25 protein-coding genes are annotated in these 26,640 nt (G+C 72.4%); 18 read left to right on the top strand and 7 right to left on the bottom strand.

Annotation, left to right across the window (positions count from 1 at the left end; genetic code table 11):
- Positions 1-121 precede the first annotated feature (121 nt).
- The 5 genes from pheS (at position 122) to DEJ51_RS06080 (ending at position 6,330) form a co-directional block, all read left to right on the top strand.
- Positions 122-1,249: a phenylalanine--tRNA ligase subunit alpha gene (pheS, locus tag DEJ51_RS06095; protein ID WP_030012061.1), complete on the top strand. Its 1,128-nt coding sequence runs from the start codon at positions 122-124 to the stop codon at positions 1,247-1,249.
- Positions 1,249-3,777, top strand: coding sequence for a phenylalanine--tRNA ligase subunit beta (gene pheT / locus DEJ51_RS06090; protein ID WP_150256661.1), 2,529 nt, complete (start codon positions 1,249-1,251; stop codon positions 3,775-3,777). Before pheS ends, pheT begins: the two co-directional genes overlap by 1 nt.
- A 134-nt stretch (positions 3,778-3,911) precedes the next feature.
- Positions 3,912-4,049 carry a hypothetical protein gene (locus DEJ51_RS34415; protein ID WP_190620226.1) on the top strand — a complete coding sequence of 46 codons (138 nt, stop codon included), beginning with the start codon at positions 3,912-3,914 and terminating at the stop codon, positions 4,047-4,049.
- A 350-nt stretch (positions 4,050-4,399) separates the two neighbouring features.
- Complete coding sequence (locus tag DEJ51_RS06085; protein ID WP_150256660.1) at positions 4,400-5,740, top strand: transcriptional regulator; 1,341 nt, start codon at positions 4,400-4,402, stop codon at positions 5,738-5,740.
- Positions 5,741-5,793: 53 nt separating this feature from the next.
- Positions 5,794-6,330 carry an NUDIX hydrolase gene (locus DEJ51_RS06080; RefSeq protein ID WP_150256659.1) on the top strand — a complete coding sequence of 179 codons (537 nt, stop codon included), beginning with the start codon at positions 5,794-5,796 and terminating at the stop codon, positions 6,328-6,330.
- Positions 6,331-6,333: 3 nt separating this feature from the next.
- Here the strand turns inward: DEJ51_RS06080 and DEJ51_RS06075 are convergent, their stop codons facing one another.
- Entirely contained in the window at positions 6,334-7,227 is an 894-nt protein-coding gene (locus DEJ51_RS06075) for a 3-hydroxybutyryl-CoA dehydrogenase (protein WP_150256658.1), read from the bottom strand.
- A gap of 139 nt (positions 7,228-7,366) precedes the next feature.
- Between DEJ51_RS06075 and DEJ51_RS06070 the strand changes: the two genes are divergently transcribed.
- Complete coding sequence (locus tag DEJ51_RS06070; protein WP_150256657.1) at positions 7,367-8,611, top strand: glycoside hydrolase family 10 protein; 1,245 nt, start codon at positions 7,367-7,369, stop codon at positions 8,609-8,611.
- A 1-nt stretch (position 8,612) separates the two neighbouring features.
- Here DEJ51_RS06070 and DEJ51_RS06065 read toward each other — a convergent pair whose 3' ends face one another.
- Positions 8,613-8,810, bottom strand: a complete 198-nt coding sequence (locus tag DEJ51_RS06065; protein ID WP_030010502.1) for a DUF1918 domain-containing protein — start codon at positions 8,808-8,810, stop codon at positions 8,613-8,615.
- 58 nt (positions 8,811-8,868) lie between these two features.
- Positions 8,869-9,774: a DMT family transporter gene (locus DEJ51_RS06060; RefSeq protein WP_150256656.1), complete on the bottom strand. Its 906-nt coding sequence runs from the start codon at positions 9,772-9,774 to the stop codon at positions 8,869-8,871.
- Here DEJ51_RS06060 and DEJ51_RS06055 point away from each other — a divergent pair.
- The 8 genes from DEJ51_RS06055 to DEJ51_RS06020 all read left to right on the top strand — a co-directional run bounded on the left by DEJ51_RS06055 (position 9,773) and on the right by DEJ51_RS06020 (position 18,065).
- Positions 9,773-11,218, top strand: a complete 1,446-nt coding sequence (locus DEJ51_RS06055; protein ID WP_150256655.1) for a PLP-dependent aminotransferase family protein — start codon at positions 9,773-9,775, stop codon at positions 11,216-11,218. The two genes, DEJ51_RS06060 and DEJ51_RS06055, sit on opposite strands and share 2 nt — an antisense overlap.
- 31 nt (positions 11,219-11,249) lie before the next feature.
- Entirely contained in the window at positions 11,250-11,825 is a 576-nt protein-coding gene (locus DEJ51_RS06050) for a histidine phosphatase family protein (protein WP_150256654.1), read from the top strand.
- Between the two features lie 223 nt (positions 11,826-12,048).
- Complete coding sequence (gene argC / locus DEJ51_RS06045) at positions 12,049-13,089, top strand: N-acetyl-gamma-glutamyl-phosphate reductase (RefSeq protein WP_150256653.1); 1,041 nt, start codon at positions 12,049-12,051, stop codon at positions 13,087-13,089.
- 139 nt (positions 13,090-13,228) lie between these two features.
- The gene (gene argJ / locus DEJ51_RS06040; protein ID WP_150256652.1) at positions 13,229-14,386 is read left to right on the top strand and encodes a bifunctional glutamate N-acetyltransferase/amino-acid acetyltransferase ArgJ; all 1,158 of its coding nucleotides are present in this window, start codon (positions 13,229-13,231) and stop codon (positions 14,384-14,386) included.
- Positions 14,383-15,315 carry an acetylglutamate kinase gene (argB, locus tag DEJ51_RS06035; RefSeq protein ID WP_150256651.1) on the top strand — a complete coding sequence of 311 codons (933 nt, stop codon included), beginning with the start codon at positions 14,383-14,385 and terminating at the stop codon, positions 15,313-15,315. The genes argJ and argB overlap by 4 nt, the downstream gene beginning before the upstream one ends.
- On the top strand, positions 15,312-16,517 hold the full coding sequence (locus tag DEJ51_RS06030) for an acetylornithine transaminase (protein WP_150256650.1): 1,206 nt from the start codon (positions 15,312-15,314) through the stop codon (positions 16,515-16,517). The genes argB and DEJ51_RS06030 overlap by 4 nt, the downstream gene beginning before the upstream one ends.
- 7 nt (positions 16,518-16,524) lie before the next feature.
- On the top strand, positions 16,525-17,061 hold the full coding sequence (locus tag DEJ51_RS06025; protein ID WP_150256649.1) for an arginine repressor: 537 nt from the start codon (positions 16,525-16,527) through the stop codon (positions 17,059-17,061).
- A gap of 86 nt (positions 17,062-17,147) precedes the next feature.
- Entirely contained in the window at positions 17,148-18,065 is a 918-nt protein-coding gene (locus tag DEJ51_RS06020; RefSeq protein WP_150256648.1) for a hypothetical protein, read from the top strand.
- On the opposite strand, the gene DEJ51_RS06015 is transcribed toward DEJ51_RS06020, so the two are convergent.
- Together DEJ51_RS06015 and DEJ51_RS06010 are read right to left on the bottom strand one after the other, a co-directional pair.
- Positions 18,052-18,738 (bottom strand): L,D-transpeptidase, encoded by a 687-nt coding sequence (locus tag DEJ51_RS06015; protein ID WP_150261718.1) that lies wholly within the window; start codon positions 18,736-18,738, stop codon positions 18,052-18,054. The two genes, DEJ51_RS06020 and DEJ51_RS06015, sit on opposite strands and share 14 nt — an antisense overlap.
- A 61-nt stretch (positions 18,739-18,799) precedes the next feature.
- Positions 18,800-20,278, bottom strand: coding sequence for a hypothetical protein (locus DEJ51_RS06010; protein WP_150256647.1), 1,479 nt, complete (start codon positions 20,276-20,278; stop codon positions 18,800-18,802).
- Positions 20,279-20,461: 183 nt separating this feature from the next.
- Here DEJ51_RS06010 and DEJ51_RS06005 point away from each other — a divergent pair, with 183 nt between their 5' ends.
- Together DEJ51_RS06005 and argH are read left to right on the top strand one after the other, a co-directional pair.
- Positions 20,462-21,655, top strand: coding sequence for an argininosuccinate synthase (locus DEJ51_RS06005; RefSeq protein ID WP_030009472.1), 1,194 nt, complete (start codon positions 20,462-20,464; stop codon positions 21,653-21,655).
- 127 nt (positions 21,656-21,782) lie between these two features.
- A complete protein-coding gene (argH, locus tag DEJ51_RS06000) occupies positions 21,783-23,210 on the top strand; it encodes an argininosuccinate lyase (RefSeq protein ID WP_150256646.1) in 1,428 nt (475 codons plus the stop codon).
- Between the two features lie 53 nt (positions 23,211-23,263).
- On the opposite strand, the gene DEJ51_RS05995 is transcribed toward argH, so the two are convergent.
- Complete coding sequence (locus tag DEJ51_RS05995; protein ID WP_150256645.1) at positions 23,264-23,692, bottom strand: hypothetical protein; 429 nt, start codon at positions 23,690-23,692, stop codon at positions 23,264-23,266.
- Positions 23,693-23,871: 179 nt separating this feature from the next.
- Positions 23,872-24,399: an HAD domain-containing protein gene (locus tag DEJ51_RS05990; RefSeq protein ID WP_150256644.1), complete on the bottom strand. Its 528-nt coding sequence runs from the start codon at positions 24,397-24,399 to the stop codon at positions 23,872-23,874.
- A gap of 89 nt (positions 24,400-24,488) precedes the next feature.
- Between DEJ51_RS05990 and DEJ51_RS05985 the strand changes: the two genes are divergently transcribed.
- On the top strand, positions 24,489-25,040 hold the full coding sequence (locus tag DEJ51_RS05985) for a TetR/AcrR family transcriptional regulator (protein ID WP_150256643.1): 552 nt from the start codon (positions 24,489-24,491) through the stop codon (positions 25,038-25,040).
- Positions 25,037-26,581 (top strand): MFS transporter, encoded by a 1,545-nt coding sequence (locus tag DEJ51_RS05980; protein ID WP_150256642.1) that lies wholly within the window; start codon positions 25,037-25,039, stop codon positions 26,579-26,581. Before DEJ51_RS05985 ends, DEJ51_RS05980 begins: the two co-directional genes overlap by 4 nt.
- The last annotated feature ends 59 nt before the right edge of the window (positions 26,582-26,640 follow it).

The raw sequence follows: 26,640 nt of genomic DNA, 5'->3' as shown, positions 1-26,640 counted from the left end.
GCTCCTTCACCCCCGGCGACCTTTAGACTCGTCCTTTGGCACCTTTGTGTCCTTGTGCCGAGCGCGTCCTGCGCGTCGCGCGGGGGACCCAACCAGCCAGCCATCGGAAGTACGGGAAGAGATGTCGGCACCGAACAAGTCGTACGACCCTGTCGAGGTCGAGGCACTGAAACCGGAAGAGATCGAGCGCATGCGGGACGAGGCGCTCGCCGCCTTCGCGTCCGCCGGCGACCTCGACGCGCTGCGCGAGGCGAAGACCGCGCACATGGGCGACCGCTCGCCCCTGGCGCTCGCCAACCGCGAGATCGGCGCGCTGCCCCCGCAGGCCAAGGCCGAGGCGGGCAAGCGCGTGGGCCAGGCCCGTGGCGCCGTGAACAAGGCCTTCGGGGCCCGCACGGTCGCGCTGGAGGCCGAGCGCGACGAGCGGGTGCTGGTCGAGGAGGCCGTGGACGTCACGCTGCCCTACGACCGCGTCCCCGCGGGCGCCCGGCACCCCCTGACCACGCTGATGGACCGCATCGCGGACATCTTCGTGGCCATGGGGTACGAGGTCGCCGAGGGCCCCGAGGTGGAGGCGGAGTGGTTCAACTTCGACGCCCTCAACTTCACGCCCGACCACCCGGCGCGGCAGATGCAGGACACCTTCTTCGTCCAGGGGCCCGAGGGCACCCAGGGCGACGAGTCCGGTGTCGTGCTGCGCACCCACACCTCCCCGGTGCAGGCGCGCTCGCTGCTGGAGCGCAAGCCCCCCGTCTACATCGTCTGCCCGGGCCGCGTGTACCGCACCGACGAGCTGGACGCGACGCACACCCCGGTCTTCCACCAGGTCGAGCTGCTCGCCGTGGACGAGGGCCTGACCATGGCGGACCTCAAGGGCACCATGGACCACATGGTCCAGGAGCTCTTCGGTGAGGGCACCACCACGCGCCTGCGCCCGCACTTCTTCCCCTTCACCGAGCCGTCCGCCGAGATGGACATGCAGTGCTACGTGTGCCGCGGCGAGTCGGTGGGCAACCCCGACCGCCCGTGCCGTACCTGCTCCAGCGAGGGCTGGATCGAGCTCGGCGGCTGCGGCATGGTCAACCCCAAGGTGCTCGTCGCCTGCGGTGTCGACCCCGAGAAGTACAGCGGGTTCGCCTTCGGGTTCGGCATCGAACGGATGCTGATGTTCCGCCACAACGTCGAAGACATGCGAGACATGGTCGAGGGTGACGTTCGCTTCACCCGGCCGTTCGGGAGTGAGATCTGATGCGCGTCCCGCTTTCCTGGCTGCGGGAGTACGTCGACCTCCCCGCGGGCGAAACCGGCCGTGACGTGGCGGCCAAGCTGGTCGACGCCGGCCTCGAAGTCGAGACCGTCGAGCAGCTCGGCGGCGGCCTCAAGGGCCCGCTCGTCGTCGGTCAGGTGCTGACCATTGAGGAGCTGGAGGGCTTCCGCAAGCCGATCCGCTTCTGCACGGTCGACGTCGGCTCCGCCAACGGCACCGGTGAGCCGCAGGAGATCGTCTGCGGCGCCCGGAACTTCGCCGTCGGCGACAAGGTCGTCGTGGTGCTGCCCGGCGCGGTCCTGCCCGGCGACTTCGCGATCGCCTCGCGCAAGACCTACGGCCGCACCTCGCACGGCATGATCTGCTCCGGCGACGAGCTGGGCATGGGCGACGACGGCACGCACGGCATCATCGTGCTGCCGCCCGAGCACGAGGTCGGCACCGACGCGATCGAGCTGCTCCAGCTCGTCGACGAGGTCCTCGACATCGACATCACCCCGGACCGCGGCTACTGCATGTCCATGCGCGGTGTCGCCCGTGAGGCGGCCACCGCCTACGGGCTGCCGCTGCGCGACCCGGCGCTGCTCGACGTGCCCGCGCCGAACTCGTACGGCTACCCCGTCAAGGTCGACGACCCGGCCGGCTGCGACCGCTTCACGGCCCGCACGGTCACCGGTCTCGACCCCGACGCGCGCTCCCCGATCTGGCTGTCCCGCCGCCTGCAGAAGGCGGGCATGCGCCCGATCTCGCTCGCCGTGGACATCACCAACTACGTGATGCTGGAGCTCGGCCAGCCGCTGCACGCCTACGACCGCTCCAGCATCGAGGGCACCATCGGTGTCCGCCGCGCCGAGCAGGGCGAGAAGTTCACCACCCTCGACGGCGTCAAGCGCACGCTCGACGCCGAGGACCTGGTGATCACCGACAACAGCGGGCCGATCGGGCTCGCCGGTGTCATGGGCGGCGCCAACACCGAGATCGCCGACTCCGTCACCGACCCCGAGACCGGCCAGGTCACGGGGACCACGGACGTCGTCATCGAGGCAGCGCACTTCGACTCCGTGGCGATCTCGCGCACCGCCCGCCGCCTGAAGCTGTCCTCCGAGGCGTCCAAGCGCTTCGAGCGGGGCGTCGACCCGCAGGCCGCCGCCGCGGCCGCGCAGCGGACCGTCGACCTGCTCGTGCTGCTCGCGGGCGGCACCGCCGAGGCGGGCGTCACCGAGGTCATCGCCCCGGGCGCGCCGCGCACCATCGCCATGCCCGCGGACCACCCGGACCGGGTGGCGGGCATGGAGTACGGCCGCGAGACCGTCGTACGCCGGCTCCAGGAGATCGGCTGCGACGTCTACGGCCAGGACGAGCTCGTCGTCACCGTCCCCTCGTGGCGGCCCGACCTCGCCGCGCCCAACGACCTCGCCGAAGAGGTCATCCGGCTGGAGGGCTACGGGAACCTCCCCTCCACCCTCCCGCAGGTGCCCTCGGGCCGCGGTCTGACCGCCCGGCAGCAGCTGCACCGCCGGGTCGGCCGTGCGCTGGCCGGCGCGGGCTACGTCGAGGCGCTCAGCTACCCGTTCATCGGCGAGGGCGTCTTCGACCAGCTCCAGCTCCCGGCGCACGACGTGGCCCGCCAGGTCGTCAAGCTGGTCAACCCGATCTCCGACGAGGAGCCGGCGCTGCGCACCACGCTGCTGCCGGGTCTGCTCGGCGCGCTGCGCCGCAACGACAGCCGGGGCAGCCACGACCTCGCGCTCTTCGAGACCGGTTCGGTCTTCCGGGCCGCCGCCCAGCCGGGTGTCGCCGTACGGCTGCCCGTCGACCGGCGTCCCACGGACGAGGAGATCGCCACCCTGAACGCGGCCCTGCCCGCGCAGCCGCGGTACGCCGCGGTCGTGCTGGCCGGTGCCCGCGAGCAGGCCGGCTGGTGGGGCAAGGGCCGTCCGGCCGGCTGGGCGGACGCGGTCCAGGCCGCCCGCGCGCTGGCCGCCGAGGCCGGCACCGAGCTGGTGGTCCGCCAGGGCCAGTACGGCCCCTGGCACCCGGGCCGCTGCGCCGAGCTGGTCGTCACCCTCGACGGGGTCGAGCAGGTCATCGGCCACGCCGGTGAGCTCCACCCGCGCGTGGTCAAGGCGATGGGCCTGCCGGCCCGCACCAGCGCGATGGAGCTCGACCTGGACCGCCTCGCGGCGGCCGGCGGCGAGGCCCTGCGGGCTCCGCGGATCTCCTCCTTCCCGGTGGCGACCCAGGACGTGGCGCTGATCGTCGACGCGTCGGTCCCGGCGTCCTCGGTGGAGGCCGCGCTGCGCAAGGGCGCGGGCGAACTCCTCGAATCGCTGCGGCTGTTCGACGTGTTCACCGGTGAGCAGGTGGGCGAGGGCAAGAAGTCCCTGGCCTACGCGCTGCGCTTCCGCGCGGCCGACCGGACGCTGACCGCCGAGGAGTCCACGGCCGCGCGTGACGCGGCGGTGGCCCTGGCGGGCGAGCGGACCGGGGCGGTGCTCCGGGGCGCGTAGCCGCTTCCGTACCCGCGTGAGGGGCACGTCCGGAACACCGGACGTGCCCCTCACTCGTTCGGGTGAGAACCGCGGTGGCCGTGCCATGGGGGCCGGCCGGTCGGCACCATCGGTCCGGCTGGTCCTGCGGACCGGTGGCCGTCCCGGCGCGGGAGGCGGCGGCCACGCCCGCGCGGCTGGAGGCGGGCGGGCACGCCGCTCTGCCGCGGCACACCGGCGGGCGGCTCGCCGACGACGTCACCCTGCCGGTGCTCTGCGGCGACCGGTCCTGACCACCGGCCCCGACACGCGCGCCGGGCCCGGTGGATGAGCCCGGCGCGCGCTCTCGGCCCGGCCCCTGCCGGGGCGCGGCGACCAACCGGGCGCCGGCGGGGCCGGAACGCGCCGCCCGTCTGCCATGGAGTGTCGGGCAGACAGCAGAACGGGCGGCGCGGTGACGGGTCGTCGCACTGTACGAGGGGGAGCCGACGACCCGAGCTACCTCTTGGCGAGGCTCTTCAGTGAAGCGCTTCCATGGGTCCGTGCGGCAGAGTGCGCATCGCATTTATGCGCGTACGCGGTTCACACCCCGTGTGAACCGCGCACCCACTAGCCTGAGACCGACGAGCCCCTGGAGCGGCCCATGCAGCCCAATGTCCTGCTCGACGCCCTCCTCGCCGAGGCGGGTATGTCCCACGCCGGACTCGCCGCGTACGTGAACCAGGCAGGCCGCACCCGCGGACTCGCTCTGCGCTACGAACACACCGCCGTGACACGGTGGTTGAAGGGGCAGCGGCCCCGGGGGCAGGTCCCGGACCTGATCTGCGAGGTGCTCGGCGGGCGGCTGCGGAGGCCCCTCGGGCTGGACGACATCGGGCTGGGCGCGGCCGACCGGCCCGTTCCGCTGCACGCCTCGCCCCTCAGCGGGTTCGTGGACCGGGCCGCCGCGCTGTGGCGTTCCGACGTCCAGGCCCGGCCGCAGCTCCTGGCCGCCGAGGCGGTCACGGGGACGCCCGCCGTCATCCCCGTGTGGGAATGGGAGAATCCGCCCGAGGACGCCGACGTCTCCCGCGAGGGCCCGCACCCGATCGGTCCCGAGCACATCGAGATCCTGAAGTCCGCCCGCGCGCACTACGAGCTGATGTACCGCCGGGCCGGCGGTCTCGCCACACGGGACCGGATCGTCCGCTTCCTGGGCAACGAGACCGCGCCCATGCTGCGCGGGAGCTACTCCGACGACCTCGGCCGCCGGCTGCACCGCGCCACGGGGTCCCTGGTGGCGGTGGCCGGGATCTGCGCGTACGACTCGGACGCCCACGGCCTGGCCCAGCGCTACTTCCACCAGGCCCTGCGCCTGGCCAAGGCGAGCGGGGACCGGGGGCTCGGCGCGTACGTCATCGCGCTGATCGTCAACCAGTCCCTGCACCTGCGGGAGTACCGCCAGGCCGTCGCCTTCGCCGAGGCCGCCCTGCGGGCCGCCGGGCGGCACACCACCCCGGCGCTGGCCGCCGACCTGTATGCGATGCAGGCCAAGGCCTACGCCCAACTCGGCGACACCCGGGCCGCACTGGCCTGCATCCGCAAGGCGGAGGCGGCGGCGGAGCGGATCACCCCGGGCAGCGAACCGGACGAGACCGGCTACGTACAGCCGGGGCTCGTCAACGTCCAGGTCGCCGAGGCGCTGCTCAGCCTGGGCGATCTGGAGGCCGCCCGGGTCCAGGCGACCGCCGCCGTCGGCACCCCGGCGCACGACCGCGGCCGGGTGCACCGGCTGGCGATGCTGTGCGAGATCCAGCTGCGCCAGGGGGAGGCGGACCGGGCCGCGGCGTCCGCGGCCGAGATGGCCGAGCGGGCCAAGGGCATGGAGTCGCTGCGGCTGCGCGACCGGCTGCGGGCGGTCCGCGAACAGCTTCTGACCAGCGGTTGTACGGGCGCGGAGGAGACCGCGCGGCTCATCGACGGGGCGCTGCGCGTTCCGCTGTGACGCGCCGGAGTGTTGCCATGTTGCCACCTACTCGAACGGAAGGTGGCACAACCGTGCAGTGGACGAACCTGAGTGAGCAGACCGTGTACAAGAACCGTTGGTTCGACGTGAATCTCGCCGATGTGGAACTCCCCGACGGCCGGCACCTGGACCACTTCGTGATCCGGCTGCGTCCGGTCGCCGTCGCCACGGCCGTGAACGGGGCCGACGAGGTGCTGCTGCTCTGGCGGCACCGTTTCATCACCGACAGCTGGGGCTGGGAACTGCCCGCCGGGGTGGTCGAGGACGGCGAGGACATCGCGTGCGCGGCGGCCCGGGAGATGGAGGAGGAGTCCGGCTGGCGTCCCGGCCCGCTCCACCACCTCATGACCGTCGAGCCGTCCAACGGGCTGACCGATGCCCGGCACCACCTCTACTGGGCGGACGGGGCCACGTACGTCGGGCATCCCGAGGACGACTTCGAGTCCTCACGCCGGGAGTGGGTCCCGCTGAAGCTCGTGCCGGACATGATCGCCCGCGGGGAGATCCCGGCCGCCAACATGGCGGCCGGGCTGCTCCTGCTGCACCATCTGCGGCTGGGCCGGCCGTAGGGGTCAGCCGTACGGGTAGAAGCCCGCGCCCGTCTTGCGGCCCAGGCGGCCGGCGTCGACCATGCGCTGGAGCAGCGGGGGAGCGGCGTACAGCGGCTCCTTGTACTCCGCGTACATCGAGTCGGCGATCGACGCGATGGTGTCCAGACCGATCAGGTCGGACAGCTTCAGCGGGCCCATCGGGTGGGCGCAGCCCAGCTCCATGCCGTTGTCGATGTCCTCGCGGCTGGCGATGCCCGACTCGAACATCCGGATCGCGGACAGCAGGTACGGGACGAGGAGCGCGTTGACGACGAACCCGGACCGGTCCTGGGCGCGGACCGCGTGCTTGCCCAGCACGTCCCGCACCAGGGCCTCGGCCCGCTTGACCGTCTCCTCGCCCGTGGTCAGCGCCGGGATCAGCTCGACGAGCTTCTGGACCGGGGCCGGGTTGAAGAAGTGGATGCCGATGACCTGGTCCGGCCGCGAGGTCGCGACGGCCAGCTTGACGAGCGGGATCGAGGAGGTGTTGGAGGCCAGGATCGCGTCCGGGCGGGTGATCACCTGGTCGAGGATCTGGAAGATCTCGGTCTTGACCTGCTCGTTCTCGACGACGGCCTCGATGACGAGGTCTCGGTCGGCGAACTCGCCGAGGTCGGTGGTGAAGGTGAGGCGGGCCAGGGTGGCGTCCCGCTCCTCCTCGGTGATCTTGCCGCGTTCGGCGGCCTTGGTCAGCGAGTTGTGCAGCCGGGTCCGGCCGATCTCCAGGGCTTCGCCGGTGGTCTCGGCGACCTTGACCTCAAGGCCACTACGGGCGCACACCTCGGCGATACCCGCACCCATCTGGCCACAGCCCACTACGCCGACCCGTGTGATGTCGGAAGGGAGGTCAGTCACTTCGTGCCTTTCGCAGCTCATCCGTCGGCGGGTCCCCCGTACGATTCCGGCGCCCGCCACGCCCCCCGACGTTACTCCCGACCTTGCGCGGGGCGGCGGGCCGGGGCGGGCATGCTGAGCGGGCACCGTGCAATGTCACTCAGCGAAGTGGAGATGTCACATGACGTACATCGGTCGACGGGCACTGCTGGCCGGAGCCGTGGGGGTGATCGCCGCCGCCACGGCCGGGTCGGCGGCCGCGGCGCCGCGGACTTCCGGGGGGATCCGCGGGGGGCGGGCCGCCGCGGGCTTCCGGGGGATGTGGATCGCCTCCGTGTCGAATGTGGACTGGCCCTCCGAGAGCGGACTCTCCGCGGCGCGGCAGCGCGCCGAGCTGCTCGACCTCCTCGACACCGCCGTCGAGCGGCGCCTGAACGCGGTGGTCCTCCAGGTCCGGCCGGCGGCGGACGCGTTCTGGCCCTCGAAGCTGGAGCCGTGGTCGCAGTGGCTGACCGGCGAGCAGGGGGCCGATCCCGGCTGGGACCCGCTGGGCACGGCCGTGCGGGAGGCGCACGCCCGGGGGCTGGAGCTGCACGCCTGGTTCAACCCGTACCGGGTGGCGAACCACACGGACCTCGACCGGCTGGGTCCCGCGCACCCGGCGCGGCGCAATCCGGGCTGGACGGTGGAGTACGGCGGCAAGCTCTACTACAACCCCGGCCTGCCCGAGGTGCGGCGCTTCGTCCAGGACGCCATGTTCGACGCGGTCTCCCGCTACCCGGTGGACGCCGTGCACTGGGACGACTACTTCTACCCCTACCCGGTGGAGGGGGAGTACTTCGACGACGACGAGGCCTTCGAGGAGTACGGAGCGGGCTTCGCCTCGCGCGCGGCCTGGCGCCGTGCCAACACCGACACCCTGGTCCGCGAGATGTCCGCACGGCTGCGGGCGCTGGATCCGGCGCCGCGGTTCGGGATCAGCCCGTTCGCCGTGTGGCGCAACTCCGACCGCGACCCGGCCGGTTCACCGACCCGGGCCGGCCTCGGGACGTACGACGACCTCTACGCGGACACCCGCAAGTGGGTCAGGGAGGGCTGGATCGACTACATCGTGCCGCAGGCCTACTGGCACATCGGGCACCCGACCGCCGACTACGCCGACATCGTGCCCTGGTGGGCGCGGACCGTGGCCGGTACGAAGGTGGACCTGTACGTGGGGGAGGCCCTGTACCGCTGCGACGCGGACAGCCCCACCGCGGCGTGGCGCGACCCCGGGGAGCTGTCGAAGCACCTGTCGTTCGCCGACGGGTACCCGGAGGTCCGTGGCCACGTCTACTTCTCCGCGAAGCAGGTGGCCGCGGACCCCAACGGGGCGATGGCCCGGGTGGTCGCCGACCACTACGGCACGGCGGCGCCCCGGCGCTGATTCAGTGCGTGGGCTCGGAGGGGTGGCGGACCGTGCAGTCGGGTCCGGGAGCCATCAGTGCCTCGTGTCCGTCCTGGAAGCGGACCCGGTACGGGGGGGTTCCGTTCTCGCCCAGGACCTGGGTGATCTCGCCCACCTTGTCGTGCTGTCCGACGATCCTGCCGTGCTGCACCAGCTGGTCGCCCTCGGTCGCGCGCATAACTGACCTCCTCGGGTGGCGGTCCGATCCGGTGCTTGCAGTTTAGGTCGTCATGGGGCTATTTGACCCGTTGGGTCACCGCGATGCAGACGAGGACCGCGCAGGCGGCGGCCGGTGCGGCGGGGGAGAGGTGCTCGCCCAGCAGGGCCACCGACCAGACGAGGGTCAGCAGCGGCTGGGCGAGCTGGAGCTGGCTGGCCCGCGGTGCGCCGATCTCGGCCATGCCCCGGTACCAGACGTACAGGCCCAGGAAGGTGGAACCGGCCGCCGCCCAGACCAGCCCGGCGAGCCCGTGGCCATTGAGGTGCACCGGTTCGTACGCGAGCCCGGCGGCGGAGCCGGCCAGGCTGAGCGGCAGGCACAGGACCAGCGCCCAGCCGATCACCTGCCAGCCGGGCAGCATCCGGGCGAGGCGGCCGCCCTCGGTGTACCCGGCGGCGCACACCAGCAGGGCCCCGAACAGGTAGGCGTCGCCCGTCGAGAGGGCGCCGCCGCTCTGCGCGAGCGTGAAGGCGATCACGACCGCCGCCCCGGTGAGGGCCGCGGCCCAGAAGGCGCGCGAGGGCCGGGCTCCGGTGCGCAGCGCGGACAGCGCGGCGGTGGTGAGCGGCAGGAGGCCGACCACCACGGCGGCGTGCGAGGTCGTGGAGGTCGTCAGCGCGAGAGTGGTGAGCATGGGGAAGCCGACGACCACTCCGGCGGCGACGACCGCGAGTCCCGCCCAGTGCTCACGGGCGGGCAGCGGGACCCGCCGGGCCAGCAGGAAGGCCCCGGCGATCGCGGCGGCGAGGACGCTGCGCAGCGCGACCAGCGACCACGGGCCGAAGCTCTCCAGTCCCCAGGCGGTGGCGGGGAAGGTCAGCGAGAAGGCGACGACGCCGAGCAGGGCGAGCGCGGTACCCCGGCGTACCGGGTTCTTGACCGCTATCGCGGTCGGGAGAGTAGTGCTATTCTGTGCTGTCATGTATGAGCGTAGCAGTGTGGCCGAGCTGGTGGATTCCCTGCGGTCCGAACTCGACCGCTACTCGGTAGGTGGAAAGCTCCCGTCGAGCAGGGCTCTGGTCGAGCGCCACCGGGTCAGCCCGGTCACCGTCTCCCGGGCCCTCGCGCAGCTCGCCGCCGAAGGCCTTGTCGTCACCCGGCCCGGCGCGGGGGTCTTCCGCGCGGCACCGCGTACGGCCGCCACCGCACCCGGGGACACCTCCTGGCAGGAGGTCGCCCTCAGCGCCGAGGCCCCCGGCGAGATCGTGCCGCGCTCGGTGGACGCCTCCGGTGTGCTGGCCTGTCTGGCCGCGCCGCCGCCCGGGGTGATCGGGCTCAACAGCGGTTACCTGCACGCCTCCATCCAGCCCGAGCGGGCCATGGCGGCGGCGCTCGCCCGGGCCGGGCGGCGCCCCGGAGCCTGGGACCGGCCGCCCATGGAGGGGCTGCCCGAACTGCGTGACTGGTTCGCCCGCGAGATCGGCGGGGGCGTCGCGGCCGCCGACGTACTGGTCACCGCGGGCGGCCAGAGCGCGCTGACCACCGCCCTGCGGGCGCTGGCCCCGCCGGGCGCGCCGATCCTGGTGGAGTCCCCGACCTATCCCGGGCTGCTGGCCATCGCCCGCGCCTCCGGGTGCCGGCCCGTGCCCGTCCCCGTGGACGCCGAGGGGGTCCGGCCGGAGCTGCTGGCCGCCGCCTTCGAAGCGACCGGGGCGCGGGTGTTCGTATGCCAGCCGCTGTTCCAGAACCCGACGGGGGCGGTACTGGCTCCCGCGCGGCGGGCCGAGGTGCTGAGGATCGCGCGGGCCGCCGGGGCCTTCGTGGTGGAGGACGACTACGCCCGCGCGCTGGGCCACGACGACGCCGGTCCACTGCCCGCGACGCTGGCCGCCGAGGACCACGACGGGGTGGTCGTGCACGTCCGGTCCCTGACCAAGGCCACCTCGCCCAGCCTGCGGGTGGGCGCCCTCGCGGCCCGGGGCCCGGTCGTGGACCGGCTGCGGGCCATCCAGGTCGTCGACACCTTCTTCGTGTCCCGGCCGCTCCAGGAGGCCGCCCTCGAACTGGTCGGTGCGCCCGCCTGGCCGCGCCACCTGCGCACCGTGGCCGCCGAGCTGCGGCACCGGAGGGACGTGCTCGCAGGGGCCCTGCGGCGCGAGCTGCCCGGGCTGACGCTGTCGCACCTGCCCTCGGGCGGCTACCAGTTGTGGGTCAGGATGGCCGACGGCGGCGACGACGCGGCCCTCGCGGCGGCGGCCCTGCGCGCCGGGGTGGCGGTCGCCGCCGGCCGCCCGTACTTCTGCGCCGAACCCCCCGGCCCTTACGTACGGCTCAGCTTCGCCGGGGTCTCGGGCCCGGGCGAACTGGTCGAGGCGGTCCAGCGGCTGCGTACCGGTCTGGCGGACGGCCTCGGTCCGGACGCTTGACCCGCTGCGGTATGCGGATCACCATCGCCGCATGCATGTTCGGGTTTCGCTTGTCGCAGCAGCCCGTAGTTCCTCGCTGCTCGCCGAGCGCTTCGACGACGACCGCCCGCTGGACGGAGCCGGCTGGCGGTCGGTGGAGTCCGCCGCGCAGGGCCTCGTGCCCCTGGGCGCGGCCGAGCTGCGCTACTGCTCGCCGACCCCGCGCAGCCGTGCCACGGGCGAGGCCCTCGGGTACGCGCCCCTCGCCCAGCCCGCGCTGCGCGAGTGCGACATGGGCCGCTGGCGGGGGCTGACCCTGGCCGAGGTGACCGCCCAGGAGCCCGGAGCGGTGGACCAGTGGCTCAGCGACCCGTGGTCCGCCCCGCACGGGGGCGAGTCCCTGCTCGCCTTCATCTCACGCGTCGGCGGCTGGCTCGACACCCGGCCGGCCGACGACGGGGGAGCGATCGTGGCGGTGGCGGAGCCCTCGGTGGTCCGGGCGGCCCTGGTGTACGCGCTGAAGGCGCCCCCGCTGACCTACTGGAACGTGGACGTCCGGCCGCTGTCCACGATGACCCTCACCGGCTGGTCCGGCCGTTGGCACCTGTCTCTGCAGGCCCCGGCGTAATCCGGTGGTGAGGGTCGCCGGCCATGGTCCACGGTGATCGAAACGGGCGCCCGAATATCGAAGCGGGCGTCCGAATCACCCGCGGAGCACGATCTTTCCTGCTAGACATCTTCCAGCGCGTACCGCGTCCCCGTGCGCCCTTCGCGCCCCTCCTCTCCGCCTCCGAGCCGTTGCATAAACGTGCAGCAGTACGTATAGTCATGCCATCGATGAGGAGGGTCCGATGGTGGTACGTGTAGCGGTGGCCGGTGCGAGCGGGTACGCGGGAGGAGAAGTCCTGCGCCTCCTGCTGTCGCACCCCGAGGTGGAGATCGGCGCCCTGACCGGCAACTCCAACGCCGGACAGCTCCTCGGCTCCCTGCAACCGCACCTCGTGCCGCTCGCGGGACGCACCCTGGAGCCGACCACCCCCGAGGTCCTCGCCGGACAGGGCCGCCGGCACGACGTGGTCTTCCTCGCCCTCCCGCACGGCCAGTCCGCAGCCGTGGCCGCCCAGCTCGGCGACGACGTCCTCGTCGTCGACATGGGCGCCGACCACCGGCTCAAGGACTCCGCCGACTGGGACGCCTTCTACGGCGCCCCGCACGCCGGCACCTGGCCCTACGGACTCCCCGAACTGCCCGGCGCCCGCGAGGCACTGGAAGGGACCAGGCGCATCGCGGTCCCCGGCTGCTTCCCCACCGCCGTCTCCCTCGCGCTCTTCCCCGCCTACCAGGGGAAGCTCGCCGAACCGGAGGCCGTGATCGTCGCCGCCACCGGCACCTCCGGCGCGGGCAAGGCCCTCAAGCCGCACCTGCTCGGCGCCGAGGTGATGGGCACCGTGACCCCGTACGGCGTGGGCGGCGGACACCGCCACACACCCGAGATGGTGCAGAACCTCAGCCCGCTCGCGGGCGAGCGCGTCTCGGTCTCCTTCACTCCCACCCTCGTGCCCATGGCACGCGGCATCCTCGCCACCTGCTCGGCCAAGGCGCTCCCCGGCACCACCGCCGAATCGCTGCGCGCCGCCTACGAGAAGGCGTACGCCGACGAGCCCTTCGTCCACCTGCTGCCCGAGGGCCAGATGCCGTCCACCAAATCCGTCCACGGTTCCAACGCCGTCCACGTCCAGGTCGCCTACGACGAGTCCGCCCGGCGGATCATCGCCGTCAGCGCCATCGACAACCTGACCAAGGGCACCGCCGGCGGCGCGGTGCAGAGCATGAACATCGCCCTGGGGTTCCACGAGAGCCTGGGTCTTTCGACGATCGGAGTCGCTCCGTGAGCAGGGGGCACCTCCCGGCGACAGCCGGGGGAGCACGCGCAGCCACCGGGCTGCGGACGACGACGACGGCCGCACCGGCGCACTGCGCGGGCGACCGGGACACCAGCCGCTACCGCGGCGGAGCGAACAGGAGCACGCAGTGAGCGTCACGGCAGCACAGGGATTCACGGCAGCGGGCATCGCCGCCGGGATCAAGGCCAACGGCAACCCCGACCTGGCCCTCGTGGTCAACAACGGGCCGAGTCTGGCCGCCGCGGGCGTCTTCACCTCCAACCGCGTCAAGGCCGCGCCCGTGCACTGGTCCGAGCAGGTCCTGCGGGGCGCCGCGGTCAGCGCGGTCGTCCTGAACTCCGGCGGCGCCAACGCCTGCACCGGCCCCAAGGGCTTCCAGGACACCCACGCCACCGCGGAGAAGGCCGCGCAGGTCCTCGGCGGCGACTTCAACGCCGGCGAGATCGCCGTCGCCTCCACCGGCCTGATCGGCGTCCTGCTCCCCATGGACAAGCTGCTCCCCGGCATCGAGACGGCCGCCGCGGCCCTGTCGGCGGACGGCGGCGAGGCCGCGGCCATCGCCATCAAGACCACCGACACCGTGCACAAGACGGCCACCGTCTCGCAGGGCGGCTGGACCGTCGGAGGCATGGCCAAGGGCGCGGGCATGCTCGCCCCGGGCCTGGCCACCATGCTCGTCGTCATCACCACCGACGCCGACCTGGACAGCGCCACGCTCGACAAGGCGCTGCGCGCCGCCACCCGCACCACCTTCGACCGGGTCGACTCCGACGGCTGCATGTCCACCAACGACACGGTCCTGCTGCTCGCCTCCGGTGCCTCCGGCCAGGTGCCGGCCTACGAGGAGTTCGCGGAGGCCGTGCGCACGGTCTGCGACGACCTGGCCCGCCAGCTCATCGGCGACGCCGAGGGCGCCAGCAAGGACATCCGCATCGAGGTCATCGGTGCGTTCACCGAGGACGACGCGGTCGAGGTCGGCCGGTCCATCGCCCGGAACAACCTGCTCAAGTGCGCCATCCACGGCGAGGACCCCAACTGGGGCCGGGTGCTCTCCGCGATCGGCACCACCAAGGCCGCCTTCGACCCGGACCGGCTGAACGTCGCCATCAACGACGTGTGGGTCTGCCGCAACGGATCGGTCGGCGACGACCGCGACCTGGTCTCCATGAAGGGCCGTGAGGTCCGCATCACCGCCGACCTGGCGAACGGCGGCGAATCCGCCGTGATCTGGGGCAACGACCTGACCGCCGAGTACGTCCACGAGAACAGCGCCTACTCCTCATGAGCGACGAGAAGGCCGGCCAGCCCGGCACCGCCCGCAAGCACACCGCCCTGCCCAAGGCGCAGATCCTCATCGAGGCCCTGCCGTGGCTCACCCGCCACAACGGCAAGGTCGTCGTCATCAAGTTCGGCGGCAACGCCATGATCGACGAGGACCTCAAGGCGGCCTTCGCCCAGGACGTCGTCTTCCTGCGCCAGGCCGGCCTGAGGCCGGTCGTCGTGCACGGCGGCGGCCCCCAGATCAACGCCCAGCTCGACAAGCAGGGCCTGGTCAGCGAGTTCAAGGCGGGGCTGCGCGTCACGACCCCGGAGGCCATGGACGTCGTACGGATGGTCCTCGCGGGCCAGGTCCAGCGCGAACTGGTCGGCCTGCTGAACCAGCACGGGCCGCTCGCCGTGGGCATGACCGGCGAGGACGCCCGCACGATCATCGCGACCAAGCACACCCCGGAGATCGGCGGCGAGGTCATCGACATCGGCCGGGTCGGGGAGATCACCTCCATCGACACCGGAGCCATCGAGGCCCTGCTGGCGGACGGCCGGATCCCGGTCATCTCCTCCATCGCCGGCAGCGCCGACGACCACCACGTCTACAACGTCAACGCGGACACGGCGGCCGCGGCGCTCGCCGCCGCCCTGGGCGCCGAGACGCTGATGGTCCTCACCGACGTCGAAGGCCTGTACGCGGACTGGCCGCACAGCGACGAGGTCATCAGCAAGCTCACCGTCAGCGAGCTGGAGAAGCTGCTGCCCGAGCTGTCCAGCGGCATGGTGCCCAAGATGGAGGGCTGCCTGCACGCCGTCCGCAACGGGGTGAACACCGCCCGCGTGCTCGACGGGCGGGTCCAGCACTCGATCCTGCTGGAGATCTTCACGGACTCCGGCATCGGCACGATGGTCGTGCCCGACGACCAGTCAGGGGGAACGGAATGACGAAGGGCACCGGCAACCAGGCGTACGGCGCACGCTGGCAGGGCGCGCTGACCAACAACTACGGCACCCCCGCGGTCGCGCTCGTGCGCGGCCAGGGCGCCCAGGTCTGGGACGCCGACGGGAACCAGTACACCGACTTCGTCGGCGGCATCGCGGTCAACGCCCTCGGGCACGCCCACCCGGCGATCACGGCAGCCGTGACCGAGCAGGTCTCCACCCTCGGCCACGTCTCCAACCTCTTCATCTCCGAGCCGGTCGTCGCGCTCGGCGAACGGCTGCTCCAGCTCTTCGGCCGCCCCGGCAAGGTCTTCTTCTGCAACTCCGGGGCCGAGTCCATCGAGGCCGCCTTCAAGATCGGCCGGCTGACCGGGCGGACCCACATGGTCGCCACCGACGGCGGCTTCCACGGCCGGACCATGGGTGCCCTCGCGCTCACCGGCCAGCCGAAGAAGCAGGAGCCCTTCCGGCCCCTGCCGGGCGATGTCACGCACGTCCCCTACGGTGACGTGGAGGCCCTGCGGGCCGCCGTCACCGAGGCGACCGCGCTCGTCGTCATCGAGCCCATCCAGGGCGAGAACGGCGTCGTCGTACCCCCCGCCGGATACCTGACGGCCGCCCGCGAGATCACCCGCGCCACCGGCACCCTGCTCGTCCTCGACGAGGTCCAGACCGGTGTCGGCCGGTGCGGCCAGTGGTTCGAGCACCAGGCCCACGAGGACGTCGAGCCCGACATCGTCACCCTCGCCAAGGGGCTGGGCGGCGGTCTGCCCATCGGCGCGGTGGTCGCCTTCGGCCCCGTCGCCGACCTGCTCCAGCCCGGTCAGCACGGCACCACCTTCGGCGGGAACCCGGTCGCCTGCGCCGCCGGCCTCGCCGTCATCGACACGATCGCGACGGGCGGCCTGCTCGACCAGGTCAAGGCCCGGGGCGAGCGACTGCGCTCCGGGATCGAGGGCACGGGCCACGCCCTCGTCTCCCACGTCCGCGGCTCGGGCCTGCTGCTGGGTATCGTGCTGACCGAGCCGCTCGCCGCCCGGGTGCAGCAGGCGGCTCAGGATGCCGGCTTCCTGGTCAACGCGCCCGCCCCCGACGTCGTACGGCTGATGCCGCCGTACGTACTCACCGAGGCCGAGGCGGACGCGTTCGTCCGGGCCCTGCCCGGCATCCTTGACGCAGCAGGTGGGGACGGATCCGGAGAATGAGACGACGATGAGTCAGGCGCAGGACAACGAGCAAGGCGGCCAGGCCGTCCCGCAGACCCGCACCGCGCGTCACCGCCGGATCGTGGACATCCTCAACCGGCAGCCGGTCCGCTCACAGAGCCAGCTGGCCAAGCTGCTCGCCGACGACGGGCTGAGCGTCACCCAGGCGACGCTCTCGCGCGACCTCGACGAACTGGGCGCGGTGAAGATCCGCAACACCGGCGGCGAGCTGATCTACGCGGTTCCCAGCGAGGGCGGTTTCCGCACCCCGCAGGCCCCGCTCGGCGAGTCCGCGAAGGAGGAGCGCATGCGGCGCCTCTCCGGGGAGCTGCTGATCTCGGCGGAGGCGTCCGCGAACCTCGTGGTCCTGCGCACCCCGCCGGGTGCCGCGCAGTTCCTCGCATCGGCGATCGACCAGGCCGAACTCCGGGCGATCCTCGGCACGATCGCGGGCGACGACACGCTGATGCTGATCAGCCGGGACCCGGCGGGCGGCCAGGCCCTGGCCGACCACCTGCTGAAGCTGGCGCAGAAGGAGGGCTGAGCGGGGCCGGTCGGGGCGAGTCCCCCGGGGACCGCGGGGCGGGAAATCCGGTGCCGGACCGGGGGCCGCCGACATAGCCTCGGGACGTGCTCCAACTCGTCCTCGCCCTGTCGGTGTCCGTCGTCACCGCCGCCGTCTACGGGCCCATCGGCCTGCGGTGGCGGCGCCGGACGCTGGTCCGGCGCGAGATCCTCCGGCGCCTCGCCGCCCTGCGCCTGGAGCCGTACCACGCCGCGCTGCTGCGAGGCGAGGCGACCGGGACGGCGGCCGCCGAACTCGTCCTCGCCGGGTCCCTCCGGATCGACGGGGAAGGCGCGGTGTTCCTCACCGAGGAAGGCCGCGACCCCGGCCGGACCCCCGCCCATCCACTGCCCGCCGCCCTGCTGGAGGCCGTACGCCGGCACGATCCCGAGCCGGTGTCGATCGGCTGGATCGACCGGTGCGACGAGGAGTACACGGCGCGGCGCAGCGCGTACGGGAGTGAACGCGAGTCCCTGCTGCCCGAACTCCCGCGGATGCCGGACGGCCAGGAGAACCGGCTGCTGGCCTGCTGCGGCTGCGTGGGCATCGTCCTGGCGATGTTCTTCTGGACCATCGCGGGCGTCCTGCTGTTCGCCGAACGCCCCCACGGCATGAGGGAATGGGCCTGCGCCGCGGTGGCCGCCCTCGGCCTGGTGACGCTCGCGTTCGCGGAGAAGGCCGCCAGGACGGTCCGGGCCCGGACGGCATGCGAGGACCCGCTGGGCGACCTGGTCCGAGCCGCGCCGCACCCGGCCTTCACGGCGCTGGACGAGCAGCAGCGCCTCCACGTCCGGCGCAGCATGGCGGACTGCTACCGGTGGCGAGGCGCCGACCGGGTCGTCGTGCGGGGAGACGACGAGGACGATGACGAGTGGCTGGACGACAAGGTCTGGTGGGAGGACGCGTACGAGTACCGGGTGGCCGACGAGGACGAACCCGGGCCCGGGCCCCGGCAGGACCCGAAAGGGCCTAGTAGCGGGTGACGGCGAGCGGCCCCTCCTGCGTGCCGATCGCGATGTGCGGACGGCGGCGGGGGTCCGCCCAGCGCAGGATCGCCCGCATGGCCGGCTCGGGCACGGACACACAACCGGCCGTTGCGCCCTTGCCGTTGACGTGCAGGAAGATCCCGGCGCCCCGGCCGCGGACGGGCCGGTCGTAGTTGAAGGCGATCACCAGGGCGTGCGCGTACTGCTTCTCGTACGTCACCAGGTGCTCGGCCTCACCCGGTGCGCAGTCCGCGGGCAGCGGCTCGACCCAGCGGTTGTACCGCTCGGACGCGTTGTCCTGGCACCACCACGAGTCGCGTCCCACCCGCCGGTAGACGTGGTCCGTGCCGGCGGGCGCCCGCCTGATCCCGAAGGCGAAGGGAAGTTCGAAGAGGCCCGTGGGTGTGGTGCTGGTGCCCTGCGTCCGGGTCGCCCCCTCGGTGAGGCCGTTCGCTCCGAAGCGGGCGGGCGCGCTTCCGGACCGGTGCCAGCGCCCCGCCCACCGCTCCCACCAGACCACTTCGCCGGTCGTGGAACCGGGCGCGGGCGCGACGGCGGTGATCAGCTGACTGCCGCCGCCGGTGTCGGCCAGGCGGTCGGGCAGGGGTACGGGGCCCCGCGGGAGCAGGGTCGTGACGATCAACGAGGCGGTGACCACAGCGGTACGCAGCACATGGCAGACGCTACGGTGCGCAAGGGCCGGCGGCAGCGCAGGCGGGCCGCCGACACTCTCACTGTTCTTCCGGGTCGTCCGACCGGGTCACGAGTCCCAGCCGTGCGCGCATCTGGCGCATGACGTGGTCACTGAACAGGTGCGTGCACCGGTCCAGGAGAACGCCGACCTCCGGGTCGCGTGACGGCAGGTCCGGTGTCCTGTACGGGGACCACATGCTCTGGACCCGCTGCGCCGAGATCGTCCGCAGCGCCGGGTCACGGTCCGTCAGCAGCTCGACGGAGGCTCGCAGTCCGGCCACCCCGCCCCGGGCGAACAGCAGCCGGTACGCGGCCCGGCGGACGTGCGGCGGCCGCCCGGGCGCGATGCGGGCCGTCAGCCAGTCGACGGGCAGCAGCCCGGCCGAAGCGGTGAGACTCCGGGCGGCCTCGCGGGCCACCGCCGCCGACGGGTCGTCCAGCTGCTCCCGCAGCAGCTCGGTGTCCGTGACGTCCAGCAGGCGCAGCCCGGCGAGGGCCGCGGCCCGCACCGGACCGTCGGGGTGTTCCAGCAGCGCGCGCAGCACGGGTGCGTCCTGGCGGCGGGCGCACTCGGCGAAGCCGGCCACCGCGTACCGGGTCACGCGGTCGGGGTCGGCCAGCACCTCGCGGTAGAGCGGGTACGGGTCGCCGCCGCCCTGGCGGACCAGCCAGCGTGCGCAGGCCCGAACCATTCCCGAGCGGTCCGCGAGGTGGCCGGGAGCCTCGGCGGTCCGGCCGGCCCCGCGCAGGGCGGTGACCCCGGCGGAGCGGACCATCGCCCCGTGCGCACCGAGCAGCGTGTCGATCGCCCCGTCGTCGGGTCCGCCGGCGGCCATGGCCGCCAGTGCGGCGTCCGTCCACACCCGGGCCGCCGCCGGGTCGAGCTCGCCGGCGGCCAGCCGGGCCAGCTCCCGTACGTCCAGCCGTCCGGCGTCGACGGTCAGCCGCGCGGCGAACCGCCGGGTCGGCAGGTCCGCGCTCCGGCACAGCTCCGCGAGGAGCCCGGCGGGATCCTCCAGTACGGCCCGCGGCGGCCGCAGCTCCCACCAGGACGTGGCCACGGCCACCGGCTCCCCGCGCAGCACGGCCCGGAACAGTTCCAGCGCCCACACGCCCTGTTCGCGCCGGCCCAGCCGCAGTACGAGCGGGGTCAGCCGGCGCAGGGTGCCCGCGGGGTCGCCGGCCAGGGCCCCGGCCAGCAGCCGCCGGGCCTGGTCCCGTACGGCCGGCACCCAGTCCGTGCAGCGGATCGCGACGAGTTCGGGCACCGGACCGGGCTCGCGCAGCGCCGCCTCGCGGCGCCGGCCGTCGGGGTGGCACAGCCGTACGGCCGCCGCGGTGCTGTCACGGGTCCCGTACGACCAGCGGTGGATCCGGCGGACCTCGTGGTCGAAGTCGATCCACTCGGCGGCCGCGCCGTCGGGGAGCCGGGACCCGGCCCCGTCCGGCGCCGTGGCCGTCAGCGACTGCGCGTAGGCGCGCCCCGCGCCTCTTCCGCCGTGAGATCCGGCGCTCATGGGTCCCCCCTGTGGTCGTTCCGGTCGATGGTAGGCAATCGGCCGCCGACCGGCCTCCCTTATATCCGCAGGTCAGGCCGGAGGGCAGGGTGCCGGCCGCGGCGCGCCCACGCCTCGATTGACGAAACATACGGAGTAATGCATAGTTATGCCTGTCGTTGAATGCACCGTAAGGAGAAACCCGTGACCGAGCGCGTCGTACTCGCCTACTCGGGCGGCCTGGACACCTCCGTCGCCATCGGCTGGATCGCCGAGGAGACGGGCGCCGAGGTCATCGCCGTTGCCGTGGACGTCGGCCAGGGCGGCGAGGACCTGGACGTCATCCGCAAGCGCGCGCTCGACTGCGGTGCGGTCGAGGCCGAGGTCGCCGACGCCTCCGACGAGTTCGCCAATGAGTACTGCCTCCCGGCGATCAAGGCGAACGCCCTCTACATGGACCGGTACCCGCTGGTCTCGGCGCTCTCCCGGCCGGCCATCGTCAAGCACCTGGTCGCCGCCGCCAAGAAGCACGGCGCCACGACCGTCGCCCACGGCTGCACCGGCAAGGGCAACGACCAGGTCCGCTTCGAGGCGGGCATCGTCGCCCTCGCCCCGGACCTCAAGTGCATCGCCCCGGTCCGTGACTACGCGATGACCCGGGACAAGGCGATCGCCTTCTGCGAGGAGAAGCAGCTCCCGATCGCGACCACCAAGAAGTCCCCGTACTCCATCGACCAGAACGTCTTCGGACGCGCCGTCGAGACGGGCTTCCTGGAGGACATCTGGAACGCCCCGATCGAGGACATCTACGAGTACACCTCGAACCCGGCCCTGCCGCGCGAGGCCGACGAGGTCGTCATCTCCTTCAAGGAGGGCGTCCCGGTCGCCATCGACGGCAAGCCCGTCACCGTGCTGCAGGCCATCCAGCAGCTCAACGACCGCGCCGGAGCGCAGGGCATCGGCCGGATCGACATCGTCGAGGACCGCCTCGTCGGCATCAAGTCCCGTGAGGTGTACGAGGCCCCGGGTGCGATCGCGCTGATCACGGCCCACCAGGAGCTGGAGAACGTCACCGTCGAGCGCGAGCTGGCCCGCTACAAGCGGCAGGTCGAGCAGCGCTGGGGCGAGATGGTCTACGACGGCCTGTGGTTCTCCCCGCTCAAGCGGGCCCTGGACGGCTTCATCAACGAGGCCAACCAGCACGTCACCGGTGACATCCGGATGACCCTGCACGGCGGCCGCGCCGTCGTCACCGGCCGGAAGTCGGACGAGTCGCTCTACGACTTCAACCTCGCGACCTACGACTCGGGCGACACCTTCGACCAGTCCAAGGCCCAGGGCTTCATCGAGATCTTCGGTCTCTCCTCGAAGATCGCGGCCCGCCGCGACCTCGCCTGACCGACCGGCAGTCCGTACCGCCTCCCCGTTACCTCCGCGGCGGGGAGGCGGTTGCACATCCGGAGCCACACCGGCCTCCGGAGCCTTACCAGCAGTCAAAGCCATGCAGTCTTGAGGAGCAGTAGCTGTGAGCAGCAACAAGGGTGACGTCCGGCTCTGGGGCGGCCGGTTCGCCGACGGTCCTTCGGAGGCGCTGGCCCTGCTGTCGGCGTCGGTCCACTTCGACTGGCGCCTCGCGCCGTACGACATCGCCGGCTCCCGTGCCCACGCGCGCGTGCTCCACAAGGCCGGCCTGCTCACGGCCGAAGAGCTCGACCGCATGATCGCCGGACTCGACCAGCTCGAAGCCGACGTGGCGAGCGGGTCCTTCACCGGCACCGTCGCCGACGAGGACGTGCACACCGCCCTGGAGCGCGGCCTGCTGGAGCGGCTCGGCGCCGAGCTCGGCGGCAAGCTGCGCGCCGGCCGGTCCCGCAACGACCAGGTGGCCACCCTCTTCCGGATGTACCTGCGCGACCACGGCCGGATCATCGGCGGCCTGATCGCCGACCTCCAGGACGCGCTGGTCGGCCTCGCCGAGGCGCACCACGACGTGGCCATGCCGGGCCGGACCCACCTGCAGCACGCGCAGCCGGTGCTCTTCGCCCACCACGTTCTGGCCCACGTGCAGTCCCTGTCCCGGGACGCGGAGCGGCTGCGCCAGTGGGACACCCGGACCGCGGTCTCCCCGTACGGTTCGGGGGCCCTGGCCGGCTCCTCGCTGGGGCTGGACCCGGAGCAGGTCGCCGCCGACCTGGGCTTCGAGCGGGGCTCGGTCGGCAATTCGATCGACGGCACGGCCTCACGCGACTTCGTCGCCGAGTTCGCCTTCGTCACCGCGATGATCGGGATCAACCTGTCCCGGATCGCGGAGGAGATCATCATCTGGAACACGAAGGAGTTCTCCTTCGTGACGCTGCACGACGCCTTCTCGACCGGTTCGTCGATCATGCCGCAGAAGAAGAACCCGGACATCGCGGAGCTGGCGCGCGGCAAGTCGGGCCGTCTCATCGGCAATCTGACGGGCCTGCTCGCGACGCTCAAGGCGCTGCCCCTGGCGTACAACCGGGACCTCCAGGAGGACAAGGAGCCGGTGTTCGACTCCTGCGACACCCTTGAGGTCCTGCTCCCCGCCTTCACCGGCATGATGGCGACCCTCACGGTCAACCGGGAGCGGATGGAGGAGCTGGCCCCGGCGGGCTTCTCGCTGGCCACCGACATCGCCGAGTGGCTGGTCAAGCAGGGCGTGCCGTTCCGGGTGGCCCACGAGGTGGCCGGCGAGTGCGTCAAGGTCTGCGAGGGCGAGGGCATCGAGCTCGACCAGCTGACGGACGACCAGTTCGCGAAGATCTCGGAGCACCTGACCCCCGAGGTCCGGACCGTCCTCAACGTCAAGGGCGCCCTGGCTTCGCGGAGCGGCCGCGGCGGCACCGCCCCCTCGGCGGTGGCCACCCAGCTCACCGAGCTGAAGGCCGACCTGGTCATCCAGCACGCCTGGGCGGCCCACAAGCAGTAGTCCGGGCACGGCCGGGGGCGGGGGAGCGGATGGTCTCCCCCGCCCCTTCGGCGTTACAGGCAGACGACGCTGATGGAGAACGGCCGGTCGCTGTCGACGGCGGGGCTGCCGCCCGCGGACGGCGTCGCGGTGCGGACGAAGAGGGTGTTCGCGTTCACCTGGCCGATCAGGATGGACGAGCTGCCCGGCCCGGGGTCGCCGCCGCCGTTGGTGTTGATGGTGCCCAGGAGGGCGCACCCGTTGAGGTTGGACGTCGTGGTGATGTTGTAGCGGCCGTTGCCGAAGTGGTTCACGGTCCCGGTGATCCCCTGCGCGCCCAGGAACTGTCCGCTCGCGGAGATCCTGGCCCAGGCCGTGGTGACCGCCGCCGCCTGCCGCGCCTCCCTGGACTCGGCCGACGCCGAGGACATGGCGAGAACGCCGCCGACCGTCGTCAGCGCCAGCGCGGCCGCGCCGATGGCCAGCTTCCGTGATGCGTTCATGACTCTCTCCCTGCCTAAGACGGAATACCTGCAGGTGAACCCGCCCCGGGTAGGGGTTCACCGAGGAGAGACTCCCGGGTGCCGGGCCGGTGGGGGAAGGCTCCCGGGGGCACCGTCACTCCAAATGATCACAGTTCGCATCAGCCCGACCGACACGGGTAGTCATGATCGAATCACCATCAGTAGTCGACTGGTGACGGTGTGGCCCATGCGGCCAGAGTGTCGAAGTCCTCGCGGGCGAGCCCGATCCGTCCGTCGATGCGCATCAGCAGGGTCTGTGCCGGGTGGTGCAGGCCGACGTACTCGCGGTCCAGCTCCGTGATGTCGTCGTCGATCCAGGCGAAGGGGCGCTCGCCGGCGTATTCGAGGATGTACTGGGTCTTCCAGAACGTGCCGCGCGGCGCCCGGCCGTGCATCACCGGCCAGTCGACGAAGGGGAGTCCCGGCAGTCCCAGGTGGGGGCCGATCCAGTCGTTGGCCTCGTCCTTCCACGTGGTGGCCCAGACCAGCTCGTAGACCTCCGAGAGGGCGAGCAGCTCCGCTCCGTGGCCGGGATTCAGCCAGACCCGCAGCGGCTTGGCCCGCTCGGCCTCCGTCCAGCCCGTCGGGCGCATCCGGTGGGTGCGATAGCCCTCGGGGCGGCGCTGGGCCTTGGCCGCGTAGGGGTTCAGCGGGCCGTCGACGTCGATCAGCAGCAGTGGCTTCATTGCGGCAGGATTCCGTTCCGGCTGCCCTCGGGCAGCTCATTTTCGCAGAGAATGAGACAATGACGTCTCATTCGGGGTATGCTTGTCTCATGGCCATGGATCGTGACCAGGTGCTCCGCGATGCGGCCGCCCTGCTTTCCCGCAAGTCGACCGCCACGATGGACGAGGTCGCCCGCGCCGCCGGAATCGGCCGCGCGACCCTCCACCGGCACTTCGCCGGACGCGACGCCCTCGTGCGGGCCCTCGAAGACCTCGGCATCAGAGAGTTCGAGGTGGCCTTCGACAACGCCCGCCTCGACGAGGGCACCGCGGTGGAGGCGATCAAGCGCCTCGTCGCCGAGGCCGAGCCCAACGCCCAGCTGCTGGCCTTCCTCGTCACCGAGAACCAGCTGTTCGAGGGTGACGAGGTCAACGAGGGGTGGGCCCGGCTCGACGCCCGCGTCGGCGCGCTCTTCCGGCGCGGCCAGGAAGAGGGCGACATCCGGATCGACCTGAGCCCCGCATGGCTCACCGAGGCCCTCTACGGCCTCGTCGGCACCTGCGCCTGGGCCGTGATGGACGGCCGGGTCGCCGCCAAGGACTTCCAGTACATGATCATCGAGCTCTTGCTCGGTGGCGCCAGACGGAGTGTGGAGAAATGAGCACGACCCAGCACCTGAACAGCCCGATCGGGACGGAGACCAAAAGCCGCGGCCGCTGGCTCGCCCTGGGCGTGCTGGTGCTCGCCGTGCTGCTGGTCGCCGTCGACGCGACCGTACTCGGCCTCGCCACGCCCGCACTCTCCGAGGACCTCAAGCCGTCCGGCACCCAGCTGCTGTGGATCGGCGACATCTACTCCTTCGTCATCGCCGGACTCCTGGTCTCCATGGGCAGCCTCGGTGACCGGATAGGCCGCAAGAAGCTGCTGCTCACCGGCGCCGCCGCGTTCGGCGCGGTGTCCGTGCTCAACGCCTACGCGACCAGCCCCGAGATGATGATCGTCGCCCGGGCCCTGCTCGGCGTGGCCGGTGCCACCCTGATGCCGTCCACCCTCGCGCTGATCCGCAACATCTTCCACGACCCCAAGGAGCGCAGCCTCGCGATCGGCATCTGGGGCGCCACCGCCTCGGCCGGCGCGGCCGTCGGCCCGGTCGTCGGCGGAGCCCTCCTCCAGCACTTCTGGTGGGGCTCGGTCTTCCTGATCAACCTCCCTGTGATGATCGCCCTGGTCGTCGTCGGAATCAAGCTGCTTCCCGAATCCAAGAACCCGGTCGCCGGTCCCTGGGACCTCGTGAGCGTCGGCCTCTCCCTCGTCGGCGTGATCAGCGTGGTCTACGCCGTCAAGGAAGTCGCCACCCACGGCGTCACCTGGGAGGTCGCGGCCACCGCGGCACTCGGCGCGGGCGCCCTGTACGCGTTCGTGCGCCGCCAGTTCGCCCTGCCGTCCCCGCTGCTCGACATGAGGCTCTTCAAGCACCGCGGCTTCTCCGGTGCGGTCCTCGCCGACCTGCTCACCGTCTTCGGCCTCTCCGGACTGGTCTTCTTCCTCTCCCAGTTCCTGCAGCTCGTCCAGGGCCGCGACCCGCTGGAGGCGGGCCTCGCCGAACTGCCCGCCGCCATCGGCGCGGTGGTCACCGGCCTGATCGCGGGCCGGTACGCCCGCCGGTACTCGGTACGGACCATCGTGGCCGGCGGCCTCGGCGCCATCGGCCTGGCCCTCGCCGTGCTCACCCTGATCCACAAGGAGAGCGGCTACCCGCTGCTCGGTGCGGCCCTGCTGGTCGTCGGTCTCGGCGCCGGCTTCTCCTTCACCGTCACCGCCGACGTGATCCTCTCCAGCGTGCCCAAGGAGCAGGCCGGCTCGGCCTCCGCCGTCTCCGAGACGGCGTACGAGCTCGGCGCAGCCCTCGGCATCGCCCTGCTCGGCTCCATCGTCACCGGTGTCTACCAGAGCTTCACCGCCCCGGCCTCGGTCGCGGGCCCGGTCGCCGACGCCGCGCACGAATCCCTCGGCGGGGCCGTCGAGGCCGCCAAGGCACTGGACCCGCACACCGCCCAGGTGATGGTGGGCGCCGCCCAGGACGCCTTCGTCGACGGGCTGCGGTTCGCCTCCGGCGTCGGCGCGGCCGTGCTGCTGGCCACCGCCGTGGCCGCCTGGTTCCTGCTGAAGGGCCAGCGGCTCCAGGAGGGCGTCGAGCACTGACGCACCGCCGAAAGGATGGTGTCCGGGCGGAGTTGACAGTTCGTCGAACCGCGGGACAC

Origin of the sequence: Streptomyces venezuelae, from assembly GCF_008642275.1 — a bacterium.
Lineage (GTDB): Bacteria > Actinomycetota > Actinomycetes > Streptomycetales > Streptomycetaceae > Streptomyces > Streptomyces venezuelae_E.
The sequence above is the reverse complement of the archived record's forward strand: the minus strand, read 5'-3'. Positions and strand labels throughout refer to the sequence as shown.